Below are 14,875 nucleotides of genomic sequence, written 5' to 3' on the forward strand. Positions count from 1 at the left end.
ATGAATACATATTCGTATTAATGTCCGAAATTTCAGTTTGCCTTTTAGTGGGGTGGAGCTTGTATCGGAATGGGGGATCGCATGGTGAGGACGCGCAGACGCCTTGATGCCGCAGCCGCGCGCGGGCCGAGCTTCCTGGCGAATCCTCGGGAATTGGGATTGATCGACGCGAGCGAAGCGTCTCAGAATTTTATCAAGGCAGACGGCCCATGGCGCTGTTGGGGATGGCCCGGCAAGATCGCCTGCAATTGACTCGAGAGGACTGGAGCGATGTCATTGGATTTCTTTCCCACGATCGCGAACCGCGAATGGCGCGAAGGCAAGGTGGAAGCGGTTATCGAACCTGCGACCGGGGACCAGATCGCCGAAATGGTCGATGTTGGCGAAGCCGGGGTGGATGCAGCTGTAAGCGCGGCGAAGGATGCGCGTCGATCATGGGCGGCCACCACGCCGAAGGATCGCGCAGCGGCGCTGTTACGCCTGGCCGACGCGCTCGAAGCGAATGCCGATCAGTTCGCGGAACTGGAAGCGCGCGATGTGGGCAAGCCTTTGGGCGACGCGCGGGCGGAAATGTTCTCCGCAGCCGATAAGTATCGGTTCTTCGCGGGTGCGGGCAGGGCGCTGACCGCGCCTGTATGCGATGAATATAAGCCCGGCATCACCAGCCTGGTGCGGCGCGAACCGCTGGGCATCGTCGCCGCGATCGCTCCCTGGAATTATCCCATGGGGCTGACGAGCTGGAAGATTGGCCCGGCATTGATGGCGGGCAATACCGTGGTGCTCAAGCCAACGAACGAAACGCCGCTGACATCCCTTCTGCTAGGCCGCATCGCTGCGGAGATATTCCCCGCTGGCGTCCTGAATGTCGTGACGGGCGGTGGCGACAGTGTCGGCAAGGCGCTGGTGCGGCATCCCGACGTTGCCATGGTTTCGTTGACCGGCGGCACCAGCACCGGCAAGACCATCATGCGCGATGCCGCCGACATGGTGAAGAAGGTCCATCTGGAACTGGGCGGCAAGGCGCCCGTGCTCCTGTTCGACGATGCCGATCTCGACAAGTTCGTGGTGACGATGCGTGGCGCTGCGTTTCGCAACTCAGGTCAGGATTGCACGGCGGCGACCCGCGTCTATGTGTCGAAGGCGCTGTTCGGCGAAGTGACCGAACGGCTCGTGCAGATGGCGGAAGGACTGACCGTCGGCAATGGCTTCCTCGATCCGTCGGTCCAGATGGGGCCGGTGGTGTCCCAGCGCCATCGCGACAGCATTGCGCGGCAGGTGAAAAGGGCGGTGGGCGAGGGTGCCCGGATCGTCACCGGCGGCGAGGGCAGCGGCGCTTTCTACACGCCCACGATCGTCACAGGGGCGGACCAGCGTTCCGCCATCGTCCAGGAGGAATTGTTCGGCCCCGTCCTGGTCGTCAGCACCTTCGATGACGAAGATGACGCGATCGCAAAGGCCAATGACGTTGCCTACGGCCTGGCGGCGTCAATCTGGACGCGGGACATTAATCGCGCCGTCAAATGCGCCGCGTTGATCGAAGCCGGGACGGTGTGGATCAACGATCATGGCCCGACCGCGGCGGAAATGCCCTTCGGCGGTTTCAAGCTGTCGGGCATCGGGCGCGACATGTCGATCCATGCGATCGAGGAGCATACGGCGCTCAAGCATGTCGCCATCAGCCATGGATACCAGCTGTGACGGTCGCGTCTGGCATGAAGCTTGGCTTCGCGCCGGAAATTGGTCCGGCGCTACAGGAGCAGGTGACCGGCATCCTGTCCCAGTGGACGCTGCCTGATCTTGCCGACGACTATCAGGTCAGTGCGATGAGCGGGGGTGGCAGCAACGTCAATCTGAAGCTGGAAGGATCACGCCACGCGCTCGCACTACGCGTCTGCGCACCCGAACCGGAGCGTTGGGGCGTTGACCGCGCTGCATCCATCCAGGCGCAAAGCGATGCGGCGCGAGCGGACCTCGCGCCCAATATCCTGGCATCGATATTGCCCGAGGGGCATTTCCTGTGCCCGTTTCTGAACGGCGGCGTGATGACGCCCGCGCGCATGCGGGAAGAAGGGCTGCTGGGTGATGTCGTGGAAACGCTGCGCAGCCTCCATGCGCAGCCTACCACCGGGCGCGCCTTTTCGCCCTTTGAGGACGCGGCGCATTTCGTGAAACTGGGCGATGCGGAAGGTGCGGTGCGACCCGCCGAGTTTCCGGACATGTATGATCGCGTCAGGCAGATCGCGCAGCTTTTCGCCGCTATCGATGCCCCACGGGCATTTTGTCACAGCGACCTCGTGCCGCAGAATTTCATCGTCGGCGACCGGCTGCGCCTTATCGACTGGGATTATGCCGGAATGGGCTGGGTCGCGTTCGAAATGGCGAGCTTCGCCTGTCAGGCCACCCTTACGGACGAAGAGACGGAGAGCTTTCTGCGCTTGTACGATCCCCAACTCGACGACAGTCAGCGCGCCCGCGTTGCGCTGATGCGTGCGGTCGCGGGGGTTCGGGAGGCGGCCTGGGCGGCCATGGCCGAACCGATCCTGTCCGCCCATACGACGCCGCTCGATGGCTGGACCTATCAGGGCTATGCAAGTTCCAACCTGACCGAAGCCCGCAAGGCTTGGGAGAAGGGGAGCTTTGCCGAGATGCTGAAGGCCGCGGCCCATGTGCGGGAAGGAGCGCGTTTCTGATGCCGCCTTTCGAAACGCTTTGGCATGCGCTTCGCCATTGGGCGGACGAAACGCCGGGACGGATCGCCCTGCGGCAGGGTGAAAGATCGGTCGAATATCATGTTCTCGCCGCCAAGGCGGAAGACTATGCGCGCTTCCTTCGGTCAACCGGCGTGCAGAGCGGAGACCGGGTGATCATCGTCGGCCTCAACGTCATCGAATGGGTCGTCGCCTATCTCGCCGTCATGCGCCTTGGCGCCATCGCCGTGCCCGCGAACAATCGCATCAGTGCGTTGCAGATGGCTGACCTGGTCAGCTTGCTTGAGGCGCGCGTGGCGATTGCGGACAAGCGCCACACATCGCTTCTTGCCAAGGCGCCGATATTGGTACTCCCGCTGGAAATGGCCACGGCCATGTCGGCGCAGGAGGATCTGCCCGATTTCGTGACGGGCGAAGCGCCCGCGCTGATCAGCTTCAGTTCTGGGACTACCGGCGAACCCAAGGGCGCGCTGCTCAGCACCCAAGCCTTGTGCATGGCATCGGAAGTCTTCCGCTTATTCTTCCGCGCGACCAGCGCCGACAGCACTGTCGTGATCGCCCCCATGTTCCACAACACGGGTTTCATCGACCAGTTCGGTCAGATGCTGCTGGCTGGCGGGGAAACGATGCTGGTGGAGGAATTCCATCGCAAGGAAGCGATCGCCGCTTTCAAGGCCGCGCCCGCGACCTTCGTCACCGCCGTGCCCAGCGTGCTGCGCATGCTGATGATATTGGACGATGCCGACGCGGTGTTTGGACCGGCCCGAACCGTCTTGTTTGGCGGATCGCCGATGCCCGCTGCCTGGTCGCGGGAGATGCTGGAACGCTGGCCCCATCTTGAGCTTGTCCATGGCTATGGGCTGACGGAATTTGGTTGCGCGTGCAGCTTCCTGCCGCCCGAGATGATCACGGACTTTGGCGAATCCGTCGGCTTTGCCGCTCCCTTCGCAGAATTGCGGGTGGTGGGCGAAGACGGCCGGGATGTCGCGCAGGGGGAGTCCGGCGAAGTCTGGGTCGCGGGACCGACCCGCATGACGGAATATTGGCGGCGTCCCGAGGCTAACGCTGAAAAATTGTCGGGCAAATGGTTGCGGACAGGCGACCTTGGCCGGTTCGATGATGCTGGCCGCCTGTTTCTGGACGGGCGGCGGGACGATGTCATCAACCGTGGCGGCGAGAAGATATTGCCGTCCCATCTGGAGTGCCTGCTCGCGGAACTGCCGGAGATCGGCTATTGCGTGGTGATCGGCATCCCCGATCCGGTGTTGCAGGAAGTGCCCGTCGCGGCGCTCGAAATCCGGCCGGGCCGGATGTTCGATGAAGCTAGCGCGCGCGCTTTCCTGGCCGCGCGGCTGCCTGCCTATGCGATGCCGGTCCACTTCATCCTTTTTGATCCCTTCCCGCGCATCGCGTCCGGGAAGGTGGACCGCCGGAACGTGCGCGATGCCGTCATCGCGATGCTGAACGATCAAGGCCCAAATTCGGGAGAGACTGATGAAACGTGAATTCGATGTCGTGGTGATCGGGGCTGGGGGGCGGCAGGCGCAGGCCATGCTGGCCGCAGCTGCGCGGGGCACCGATGTCACGCGCTGGCTTGCGATCGATCGGGCCTGGCGGCCCGAGACGCTGGCTGCAACGCAGGCACTTGGCATGCAGACGAGCGAGCAGGACCCGCTGGCGGACGCGGGTACGCTGGACGCGCTGATGCGTTCGACGGCGATCGTCGCGAACCTGGCAGGCCCCTATTACCGCACCGGCTTTACCGTATTGGACGCAGCGATCGCGGCCGGGACCGACTATCTCGATATTTGCGACGACGCCGACATCACGGTTCCGATCCTGTCGCGAGATGAAGCCGCCAAGGCGGCGGGCGTCACGGCGATCATCGGGCTGGGTTCGACGCCGGGCGTGTCGAATATCCTGATCCGCCTTGCGGTCGATCATCTAAATGGCGCGGACGATGTCGAGATTGCCTGGGTGGTCGATGCCAAGGACATGACCGAAGCGGCGACCAAACATTTCTGGCATTGCTTCAATCTTGTCGATTTCGACGGGACGGTTCATCCCGTTCCGCTTCCCGGCGAGATGCGTTCGCGCGTCGTCGATTTCCCCGGAACGGTCGGGCGGCAGACAGTGGTGAAGCTGGCCCATCCCGAACCGCTTACCGTTCCCCGCTTCCTGCCCGTCAAACGGGCGGTCAACTATGGAGCGATCGCCCCGATCGACGCGCATGCGGTGGCAGCGGCCCTTGCCGCCGTCGCGGATGAGCAGCAGCCCGGCAGCACGAGCGAGCGTACCGACATGCTGGTCAAGGCGTTCCAGCAATTTCTGGCCCGTTTCGAAGGTGGCGAACGGATTGGAAGCGGGTTGCAGATTGATGTTCATACCGACGGCAACGGGCTTCGCTACGCGTCGGGCGCGGACACCAGCATGGAAGAAGCCACTGGCGTTCCGGCGGCCGCAGGGGTGCTGATGCTGGCGGAAGGCGATACGCCGCGCGGCGGCGTGTTTGCGCCCGAAGCACTGTCGCCCGAGAAATTTTTCGCGGCTCTTCGGCGGGTCAGTCTCGGCGGCGGCGGGCTAGGGGTCTATCGTCTTCAGAACGGACGCCAGGGTGAAAGGCTGCGTATTCGCGACCTGATGGCTGGGACATCGGAGGCTGCATGAGCGAGGATCTGGCAGGCAGGGTCGCGCTGGTCACGGGCGGAGGCCGGGGCCTTGGCGAAGGTATCGCCCTCACTTTGGCTAAGCGTGGGGCTACGGTCGTCCTGAGCGGGCGCAACCCCGTCGATCTTCAGGCTACCGCAAAGACGATCGAGAGCATGGGCGGCAGGGCCAGCGTGCAGCCGGGCGATGTCTCGTTGACCAGCGACGTCGAAAAGGTCGTTTCCGGTGCGTTGGAAACCCACGGGCGGCTGGACATTCTCGTCAACAATGCGGGAATTGCCGACGAAGCGGCGTTCCTCGACATAGAAGAAGTGGCATGGCGGCGGGTGATCGACGTCAACCTGAACGGCGTTTTCTTCATGACCCAAAGAGTAGCGCGGCAGATGCGCAGCCAGGGTGATGGCGGCGCCATCATCAACATAGGGTCTATCGAAGCGCATGCGGCGGACGGTCCCTTCGCCAGCTATGTCGCCGCGAAGTTCGGCCTGCGCGGCATGACCATGAGCGCGGCGATCGAACTGGCCGAATATGGCATTCGCGTCAATTCCGTCAGTCCGGGCTGGGTGCATACCAAAATGGTGGAAGAAGCACTTCGACCGGCAATGCTGCAACATATGCTGCATGATTTCAGACGCGTACCCATGAAGCGCATGGTGACTGTTGATGAAGTGGCTGGCGCGGTTGCCTTCCTCGCCAGTGACGCCGCATCGGGCATAACCGGAACTGATCTGGTGGTCGATGGCGGCACGCTCGCCGACATCCATGTCCACCGTTCGCTTCCCAATGATGAGGATAAGCAGTGACCCGTCCCCGAATCGCCATCATCGGCGCTGGCACCGCCGGTTGCGGCGCCGCCCTTCGTGCCGCGGAACTTGGCGCGGACGTGACCGTGCTGGAGCGGGAGGCGCCCGCCAGCGGGTCGTCCGGCCGTTCCGCTGGCGTCTATAATTATCAAACGCTCAACCCACTCGACATCGAGATTCGCATCCGCGCGAAGGAACTGTTCCTGCGGCTGGAGCGAGAGCGTGGGCTGCCGCTCGCCAAGATCGGCAATGTTCGCGTGGCCTATACGGACGAACAGATGGACCGGCTGGCCGCCGCGGTGAAGGTGCAGCGGGAACTGGGCGGCATGGATTCCCGGCTGATCGATCGGGAGGGCCTTAGGCAATTGGTGCCCGACATGCGCGTGGATGACCTGGCGGGCGGTCTGCTTGGTCCTACGGACGGGCATCTGGATGGATATCTTCTGTGCACGACGCTTCTTGAAGAGGCCAAGGAGAAGGGCGCACGTGTCAGTGTTCAGACCGACGTGCTTTCTCATTCCAAGGCGGGCGGGGTGCATCGGCTGGAAACCAGCAAGGGCGTGGTCGAAGCCGATATCGTGATCAATGCGGCTGGCGCATGGGCCGGGAATGTCGGCAAGCTGCTGGGCCATGCGGTGCCAATCAAGCCGCAGGTCCATGAAGTCTTTCTGGTCCGATTGCCCCGGGACCTTGGCTATACTGTTCCGATGGTCAACCTCTACATGCCGGGACAGGAGGGCGAGGGTCTTTATTTCAGGCAGGATGGTCCCGACAGCCTGATCGCCGGGCTTCATACCTATGAAGCTATCGACGGACTCGATGTCGATCCCGACAGCTTCAGCCCGCCGTCTGGCGACGATCATCTGATCACTGTCGCAACTCTTCTGACCGAGCGGATGGGCATGGACGATTTCGGTTTTTCCAACGGCTGGTTCGGCCTCTATCCCATCAGCATGGATGATCGCTTTCAGGTCGGGCCGTACGAAGCCGATCCTTCCGTGCTGGTGGTCGGCGGGCTGGGCGGTGTCGGCGTCACGTCCGGATCGATCCTCGGCATGTGTGCGGCAGAATGGGCGTTGTCCGGCAAGCCTGCGACCGTGCCGGGCGTCGAGGCGCTTCGGCCCGACCGCCCAAGTTTGAGCAGCTTTCGATGAGCGAGGTTATCATGGACGTTCTGTTGACGAACGATGACGGCTATCAGGCGGGCGGCATGGCTGCCATCCGGGACGCGATGATCAATGCGGGCCTCAACGTGCTGTCGGTGGCGCCTGACGGGCCACGCAGCGGTACATCCCGTTCGGCATCCTTCCGCAAGCCGGTGGTGATGACGCGCGATGGCGGCGATGATCGCAACCCGATCTATCGCGCCGACGGCACGCCCGTCGATTGCGTACGCGCCGCGATCCTGTCCGGCTTGGCCAAGGATGTCCGCCTGGTGGTGTCCGGCATCAATGAAGGCGCCAATCTGGGCGACGACGCCACCTATTCGTCCACCTTCGGCTCCGCGGCGGAAGGCGCGTTGCTCGGCCTGCCTGCGTTGTCGATCTCACAGCAGGCGCGTGACGGACGCTTCCGCTTGGTTGATCTCACCGATTATGATTATGGCTGGTGCAGTGAGGTCGGCGCTGAACTGGCGGCGTGGATGATAGCCAGCCCGCCGCCGCCGCGCAGCATCCTCAATGTCAATGCGCCGGGCATGCTGAAGGACCGGCGTCTCAAGATCACAGCGCTCGACCATCGCGTCTGGGACCCCGGCCATTATGAGGCGGTGGAAACGGATACCGGCCACGGCTGGTACACCTTCCTCACCAATGTCGACCGCGATCCCGTGTTCACGATGCGGCCGGGGTCCGACGCCAGCGCCGTCGCGGCGGGCCATGTTTCGGTCACGCCGGTCAGCTTCGATTTTGGCGATGTCCGCGCGGCCGGTCGCCTGCGCCGCTGGCTCAGGCAGTCGGTGGAGATTATCGATCCGCGCCTGGGCGCCAGCGACGGTGAGTGCAGGAGCGGCTGCTGTGGATGAACGGCCGGTCGCCCTGGTGACCGGGGCAGGGGGCGAACTGGGTCGGGCCATCAGCCAGCGGCTGGCGGATGCTGGCCATGCCCTTGCCTTGTTCGAGCGCGACGAAACCACGGCTGCGGCCCTGCGCCAGGACATGCCGGACGATTGCCTGGTCCTGGCGGCGGATCAGACCGACCGGGGTGCGATCGATCAGGCGATGGATGAGGTACGCGCGCATTTCGGCCGCCTCGACGTCGCCGTCGCCAATGCCGGTTATGCCAAGTTCACTGGCTTTCTGGAGATGGAACCAGCCGTCTGGGACCGGCACGTCGCGATCAACCTGAGCGGCACTTTTCACATTTGCCAGGCAGGTGCACGGCTGATCGCGGAGGGCCGCAGGGGCGGGTCGATCGCGGTCATCTCATCCTCGCTGGGGCTTCGTCATGCGGATCAGATCGGCGCTTATTGCGCGACCAAATCTGCCCTGTTGATGCTGGTCCAGACCATGGCGGCGGAACTGGGCATCCACCGCATCCGGGCGAATGCCATCCTGCCGGGCGTCATAGAAACGGCCATGACGAAATGGATGGTCGAAAAGCCGGGTGTCCGCCGCGATCTGTTGCAGAAAACCCCGATCGGCCGCCTGGGCCTGACCGACGACATTGCGGAGGCCGTCGCATTCCTCTGTTCCGATAAGGCAGGATTCATCACCGGCGCCAACCTGTCGGTCGATGGCGGGCAGTCCATCTACGGCCAACCCGCATGGACGCGTCAGGATCGCTCGACACCCTTTGAGCCTGAGTGGACGGCTGGCCTCGGCGACGAGGCGTGAACCGAAGAATGTAACATCCCGGGGCCTGAGCTGCCGGGATGGATTCAGGCGTGGGGCTGACGGTCACGCCAATCGACGGGGGCGATCGCGATAAAGACCGTCGCCTGCTCCCCTTCATAGCGCAATTCAGTGCCGTTCCCGATCCACAGCATGTCCCCGGGTCCAAGTTCGTGGACCTCATCCCCCGTGCTCAGGCGGAACTTGCCCGAAAGGCACAGGATCATCTCGTCATATCGCACCGTCCATGGCACAGACCGGCCATCGAACGTCGCGAAATAAGCACCCATCGTCCTGCTGCTATCAGGCCCGATCAATCGGGCGATGCTGGCCGAACCCGGACCATCGCCATAATCCGACATGGGTGTATCCTGAAGGCGGAACAAGCGGATGTCGGCGGTCACAGCATGGCTCCTTCAAGGGCATGCAGCTTTGTATTGGACGGTGCCGCAGCCGCCTCGGCCGCAGCCTTGTCCTCCTCCTCGAAGCGCAAGGCGCGTGGCACCGACAGCCAGCGCGCGACCATGATGCCGCAGATCGCCCCCACCAGCTTTCCGAACATCAACGGCACGATCAACGAAGGCTGGAAATTCGCGATGAAGGCGAGGGAATCCCCCAATATCCAGGAACCACACACCGCATAGGCGATCGTCATCACCTTGTTGCGCGCATCCATTTCCGGGATCAGTCTGAATAGCGTCAGCGGGTTGGCGGTGGTCGCTATCAACCCGCCGCTTCCGACGGCACTGAAACCGGTCAGCTTGCCCAGCTTCTCGATGGCTTTGCCGCAATAACGACGCAGCGCATAGACCATCGGAAAGGCACCGGCCAGCATGATGCCGATATATCCGGCGATCTCCAGCCCCCTTATCGAATTGGCCGAGTCGGCCAGCAGCGGGTCAAACGGCCATCCGCCGAACAGATGGCCGAAAACGCCCGTGAAGTATTGGACGATACAAGCGCCGAAGATCAGCTTTATCGCCGCATCGGCAAGGCGGCCAAATCCCATGAACCCTCGCACCATGAGGTCCGGGATGAACCGCAGGCCCGCCACGATAGCGCCAACGATGATGGTCAGTGGGAAAAGGTCGTGCAGGATCTGACCGAATGTCATGGCGAGGCGGAACGTCGCCGGGCCGCCGGTTGCGACCGTGGGCCGGATGAGCGGCTGGGTCATTGCGACGACGCTTAATCCCACGAACAGCGCGATGGGTATGGTGATAAGGCCCGCCATCATGCCCAGGGCCAAATAACGATGGTCCTTCCTGGGCAGCATCGCCAGCGCCACAGGGATGGTGAAAACGACATGCGGCCCCAGCAGGAAGCCGTTGAACGACGCGATGATCCAGTTCTCACGGCTGGCAGCGAGCGCGTCGGCCATTTGATAGCCGCCCATATCGACGGAAATCAGCGTCGTCGCCGCCATCGCCCTGTCCGCCCCTGCGAGGGAAAAGAGCGGGGCGACGGCGTGGGTGATGGCGGCCGACAGGACCGGTGCCGCAGCGAGCACTGCGCCGACCGGAAGGAAGAGGATGCCCGTCGTGCGGATCCCCTCCATGAATTCCCAGCCCATGCCTGTGCTATCGTCCCGGACAGCGGCGATCGCGCCCCACATCGCGAAGAGCATCACGACGCCGATCACATATTGACCCAACCCGCTCATTTTCGAGTCTTCCCGCCGTCATTAATACGAATGTTCATTCATATTAACCTGACCTGCGATGTCGTCAAGTGTCTTCGGGTCAGTCAACCTTCAGCATGTTACGGGCAAGTTCCGACATACGTCGAGCGACCTTTTCCGGGCTGTCCGACCCGCCCGGACGATACCACACCAAAACATTGTCGCACATCGTGCCTATGGCCAGCGCACAAATGCGTGGATCCAGCGCGTTATCGGATCGTCCGGCCAAAATGTCCCGTACAATCTGGGTGAGGACGTCGAGGTAGCGGCGCATATGTGAACGGATTTCCTGCTTTGCGCCAGGACTTCCGATCCTTTCCAGCATCGCCGAATCTATCAGCCGGTCGTTCGCCTTGGCGAAGGCGGCGTTGGAAATCTGGTACAGCACATGACGGCGGATAAGTGCGTTCATCCGTTCGACCGGCGGCATGTCCGCCTCGTCATTGTCCACCACTTCGCTGTTGAACATGTCGAGGGCAGCAAGGACCGCCGAAACGAGCAATTCATCCTTCGATTTAAAGTGGTTATAGAAGGCGGGTGGCTTCAGCCCAACCTCTGCCGTAATGTCCCGCAACGACACCGCTTCATAGCCGCGAGAACCAAACAGCTCCACCGCGGCCTTCAACAACTCCTCCCGCATCCCCGATTTGCGACGGGTCCTCTTCGGCCGGACGCGGTGCGCCGAGGCGATCGGAGCCGCCGTAGCATCGCCGACCTTTGCGGAGTTCGTTTGCAGCAGTTTAACGTTACTATCCTTCACCGACACGTTTTAATGCCCCAGTCGCGAATGTATAAATGCAAACGATCTTTCATATTATGCATATGCCCTGTCGGACGGCGCCGTTCAAATGGAAACTATTTCGTTCGGATCGCGGACCACCTTGATGCGCGATATCTGCCTCGCGTGCACTCGCGTGTTTTTTGGCCGATTAGGCGTATAAGTTGGCCATCAACCCGCTTCGCGCCAGACTTCATTGTGTCATAAGGACGGAACACGGCCCCTTCGTAGTTTCAGACTTCCAACGGGTTGGAGGAGCATTCAGTTGGTTGACACTAGTAAACATACCAGCGCCGTCCATGTGCTTGCTCGCAACTTCGTCGAAGGCGACGTCATTTCGGCGCATTCGCATCCAAACGGCCAGTTCGTCCACGCTGTTTCGGGCGTCATGGAAATCAGGGCGGATCACAAATTGTGGGTCGTTCCGCCACAACGTGCCGTATGGATCCCGCCTGGGACCGTGCATGAATTCCGGGCGCGAACGCCTGTTCTGTTGCGTACGCTCTATATCGCGTCGGATCGAACACCGCCCCTTTTGGGCGAAAGGGCGGGAGGATTCGTTGTCACGCCGCTGGTGCGAGAACTCATATTGCGAGCGATCGACCAGGCCGTTCCCAACTGGGATGCAGCGCGCACTCTTCGCCTGCATGCGCTGTTGCTGGACGAACTGAACGATCTACCGGCGGACGCCGTTATGCTGGCGATGCCATCCGATCCTCGCCTTGTCCGGGCATGCGAACAGATACTGGACAGCCCCGGTGGCCCCGATATCGAGGAGCTTGCACGTTCATCGGGTGCTTCGGCGAGAACATTGTCACGTCTGGCCCGCGATGAACTGGGTTGCCCTCTTTCCGTCTGGCGGCAGCAAGCGCGGATCGTCGCGGCGTTGCCTAAACTCATCGCGGGAGAGCCCATCCTGAGCACGGCCTTGTCGCTGGGATATGAAACGCCCAGCGCGTTCACCGCGATGTTCAAACGCTTGATAGGAACAACGCCGACCGCCTTTGTCACTGAACGGAGCGGTTTTGCAATAGGGCCAGAGAGATGACGCCGTTGGATTGAAACGGGGGTTGGTGAGTGGCCAACCGTCATAAACGAACAATTGCTGAAAATAGAAACAAACGTTAATTATTATGGTTGTCCGAGCGCCCCTCGGCTCGGCAAAAGCGGAAGCGATACGTCGATGAACATCCTGTTGACCAACGCGGAAGGTTACGACGCACCGGGCATCGCTGCCCTGCGCAGCGCGTTGATACTGTCCGGCTTCAACGTGCTGACCTTGGATAGATGAATGAGTGAGATTTGCGGCGGCACATGCCGTTGCGGATGGATGGATTACTTAGCGTAGGAGTGAAAAATGGTTAAGATTGATTGGGATAGAGTTGGGAAAGGTGTCGCTCGCGAAAATGAGCGGATGATCTGGCGGCCTTACGGCGCACCGATCGTTCTTGATCTGGAACATTCTGCGTTCCACGATGCACCAATCTCCGTTCCATGGAACATTCCCGAAACTCTGGCCGTCTCGGTGGCCATTACCGGCGCGTTCTTCCGCCGGTCGCAAAATCCGAACCAGCCTTATACGCCGGAAGAAATTCGCAATTCTGCCCGCGAATGTCTTGAAGCAGGTGCAAGCACGGTTCACATTCATGTTCGCGATGACGAGGGTTATAATGTCCTTTCGCTAGACCGGTTCGAGCAGGTCATCGCGCCCCTGAAGAAGGACTATCCCGACCTGTCGGTCGATGGCTGCCTTGTTCCGGCGCTCGAAGGCGAATGGGCCGAAATGAAGCGGGTGCTCGCCACTGGTCTGCTGGACGGTGCGCCGATCAACACCACGACGACCTATATCGGCGACTCTCTGTTCAGCAAGCCTGCGCCGGTCATGATCGAAAAGGTGCGCCTCATTCTGGAAAATGGCGGCATTCCTGAAATCGCTGTCTATACCGACGCCGACGTTGCCAATGCCGACCGCTTCCTGATCAAGAGCGGCCTGATAAAGGGACCGGCCTTCTGGCTGATCCTGCCCGCCTTGCCGGGTTGCAGTCCGATGGAAAATCCACGCCAGATGGTCGAAGGCCTGATGCGCACCGTCACCACGATCCGTGACGTCGATCCCGATGGGGTGATCATGGTGTGCGCGGCGGGCCGGGCATCCATGTATGTCGCTACGCTGGCAGCCGCGATGGGCCTGCACATTCGGGTGGGCATGGAGGATACCTATTGGCTCTGGCCGCATCGCGATGATCGCATCCAGTCGAACTTGCAGACCTTCGAACTCGGCGCGAAGCTGGGCGAGGTTCTGGGTCGCCGGGTCGCAACGCGTCAGGAATATACCGACATGCTGAGGTCCTGCGCCCAGGGATAACCGGCTGCGGGGTTAAAGAAGCGGCCATGCTCCAGTGGACGGGAGCATGGCCGTTCTCATGTCGACTATATAGGGTTCGCTTCATTGGCGATAGCGGTCGGCTTCGGGGCGACCTATTGATAACCCGCCCATTTTTGCCAGTGATTGACGAGCATCGACGCCAAGGGATCAGGCAACCCCATTACCTGTCGATGCCAAGCATCCGCCTTGCCAGGTCCCAATAAGTCGCGACGAGAGTATCATCATCTGTCTTGGACGTGGAAACGTACCAGCGTCCGACCTGATCATACATGGTAGAGATAGCGCTCGACACAATCCTGTAGTCCGCCTTCGCAGGAGCTTCTTCGACCAGCAGAGCCACCAATTTCGTCACTTCGCGCAAATAGAGCCGCAGCCGGTCCTGAATAGCCTGCTGGAACGTTATTTCGCCGACGCGCTGAAGCAGATTGTGCGCCATCAATATGTCGAAGGCCCTGGCGATGACCGGGTTGTCCAGCTGGTAGCGGATGTGCCGTTCCAAAATCCCTTCCAACGCTTCAACGTTCGATTCGCGGGGGTCGCGAGGACCCAGGACCCGCTCGTTGAAGTCCTCCATCGCCCATAGCAGAGCTTCGCCCAGCAAGGCTTCCTTCGACTTGAAGTGATTGTAAATGGCGGGTGCCTTGATGCCTGCGAACTGAGCCAGGTCACGCATGGTCGAAGCTTCAAAGCCGTTCTTCGAAAACAGGTCGAGCGCCGCGACCAGCAGCCGTGCCCGGGTATCCGATCGCGTGGCGCGGTTCTCCCGCTCGATCGCCAGCTCTTCGGATTCGGCCAGCCTGGCCTCGTATCCAGCGCGCTTTCGCAGGACCTTCGTCTGATTTGTCGGTGAAGTCATTCTGCTGGTTCCTTAATACTCTCCCAAGCCCGATGGCAACCATCGATGCAACCTCCTTCGATGTTGCTTGGCCCCTGATCCCTCACCGCAATTACAACCCCGTACTTGCATTAACAAACGTTCACTAGTATGTTTCGGCGGAATGCGATAATATCCGTAATTGGA

Annotated in this window: 14 protein-coding genes; 10 read left to right on the forward strand and 4 right to left on the reverse strand. The window is 61.5% G+C overall.

Going from position 1 to position 14,875, the window contains the following annotated elements; translation table 11 throughout:
* Window positions 1-270: 270 nt before the first annotated feature.
* Genes ACZ5YV_RS16775 through ACZ5YV_RS16810 form a run of 8 tightly spaced genes read left to right on the forward strand, consistent with a single transcriptional unit; the run spans window position 271 to window position 9,012 of the window.
* Window positions 271-1,698, forward strand: a complete 1,428-nt coding sequence (locus ACZ5YV_RS16775; RefSeq protein ID WP_464789510.1) for an aldehyde dehydrogenase family protein — start codon at window positions 271-273, stop codon at window positions 1,696-1,698.
* Window positions 1,695-2,690 carry a phosphotransferase gene (locus tag ACZ5YV_RS16780; RefSeq protein WP_464789511.1) on the forward strand — a complete coding sequence of 332 codons (996 nt, stop codon included), beginning with the start codon at window positions 1,695-1,697 and terminating at the stop codon, window positions 2,688-2,690. Before ACZ5YV_RS16775 ends, ACZ5YV_RS16780 begins: the two co-directional genes overlap by 4 nt.
* Window positions 2,690-4,213: a class I adenylate-forming enzyme family protein gene (locus tag ACZ5YV_RS16785; protein WP_464789512.1), complete on the forward strand. Its 1,524-nt coding sequence runs from the start codon at window positions 2,690-2,692 to the stop codon at window positions 4,211-4,213. Before ACZ5YV_RS16780 ends, ACZ5YV_RS16785 begins: the two co-directional genes overlap by 1 nt.
* Entirely contained in the window at window positions 4,203-5,375 is a 1,173-nt protein-coding gene (locus ACZ5YV_RS16790; RefSeq protein WP_464789513.1) for a saccharopine dehydrogenase family protein, read from the forward strand. Before ACZ5YV_RS16785 ends, ACZ5YV_RS16790 begins: the two co-directional genes overlap by 11 nt.
* On the forward strand, window positions 5,372-6,178 hold the full coding sequence (locus ACZ5YV_RS16795) for an SDR family NAD(P)-dependent oxidoreductase (RefSeq protein WP_464789514.1): 807 nt from the start codon (window positions 5,372-5,374) through the stop codon (window positions 6,176-6,178). The genes ACZ5YV_RS16790 and ACZ5YV_RS16795 overlap by 4 nt, the downstream gene beginning before the upstream one ends.
* The gene (locus ACZ5YV_RS16800; protein WP_464789515.1) at window positions 6,175-7,332 is read left to right on the forward strand and encodes an NAD(P)/FAD-dependent oxidoreductase; all 1,158 of its coding nucleotides are present in this window, start codon (window positions 6,175-6,177) and stop codon (window positions 7,330-7,332) included. Before ACZ5YV_RS16795 ends, ACZ5YV_RS16800 begins: the two co-directional genes overlap by 4 nt.
* A complete protein-coding gene (gene surE, locus ACZ5YV_RS16805; protein WP_464789516.1) occupies window positions 7,329-8,201 on the forward strand; it encodes a 5'/3'-nucleotidase SurE in 873 nt (290 codons plus the stop codon). Before ACZ5YV_RS16800 ends, surE begins: the two co-directional genes overlap by 4 nt.
* Window positions 8,194-9,012, forward strand: a complete 819-nt coding sequence (locus ACZ5YV_RS16810) for an SDR family NAD(P)-dependent oxidoreductase (RefSeq protein WP_464789517.1) — start codon at window positions 8,194-8,196, stop codon at window positions 9,010-9,012. The genes surE and ACZ5YV_RS16810 overlap by 8 nt, the downstream gene beginning before the upstream one ends.
* A gap of 44 nt (window positions 9,013-9,056) precedes the next feature.
* On the opposite strand, the gene ACZ5YV_RS16815 is transcribed toward ACZ5YV_RS16810, so the two are convergent.
* From ACZ5YV_RS16815 to ACZ5YV_RS16825, 3 genes are all read right to left on the reverse strand, one after another.
* Window positions 9,057-9,413 carry a hypothetical protein gene (locus ACZ5YV_RS16815; RefSeq protein WP_464789518.1) on the reverse strand — a complete coding sequence of 119 codons (357 nt, stop codon included), beginning with the start codon at window positions 9,411-9,413 and terminating at the stop codon, window positions 9,057-9,059.
* Entirely contained in the window at window positions 9,410-10,672 is a 1,263-nt protein-coding gene (locus ACZ5YV_RS16820) for an ethanolamine utilization protein EutH (protein WP_464789519.1), read from the reverse strand. Before ACZ5YV_RS16820 ends, ACZ5YV_RS16815 begins: the two co-directional genes overlap by 4 nt.
* Before the next feature lie 79 nt (window positions 10,673-10,751).
* Complete coding sequence (locus ACZ5YV_RS16825; protein ID WP_464789520.1) at window positions 10,752-11,315, reverse strand: TetR/AcrR family transcriptional regulator; 564 nt, start codon at window positions 11,313-11,315, stop codon at window positions 10,752-10,754.
* 418 nt (window positions 11,316-11,733) lie between these two features.
* Here ACZ5YV_RS16825 and ACZ5YV_RS16830 point away from each other — a divergent pair, with 418 nt between their 5' ends.
* Together ACZ5YV_RS16830 and ACZ5YV_RS16835 are read left to right on the forward strand one after the other, a co-directional pair.
* Entirely contained in the window at window positions 11,734-12,516 is a 783-nt protein-coding gene (locus ACZ5YV_RS16830; protein ID WP_464789521.1) for an AraC family transcriptional regulator, read from the forward strand.
* A 309-nt stretch (window positions 12,517-12,825) separates the two neighbouring features.
* The gene (locus tag ACZ5YV_RS16835; RefSeq protein WP_464789522.1) at window positions 12,826-13,833 is read left to right on the forward strand and encodes a beta-keto acid cleavage family enzyme; all 1,008 of its coding nucleotides are present in this window, start codon (window positions 12,826-12,828) and stop codon (window positions 13,831-13,833) included.
* 181 nt (window positions 13,834-14,014) lie between these two features.
* Here ACZ5YV_RS16835 and ACZ5YV_RS16840 read toward each other — a convergent pair whose 3' ends face one another.
* Entirely contained in the window at window positions 14,015-14,710 is a 696-nt protein-coding gene (locus tag ACZ5YV_RS16840; protein WP_464789523.1) for a TetR/AcrR family transcriptional regulator, read from the reverse strand.
* Between the last annotated feature and the right edge of the window lie 165 nt (window positions 14,711-14,875).

Source organism: Sphingobium sp. TomTYG46 (assembly GCF_055396345.1).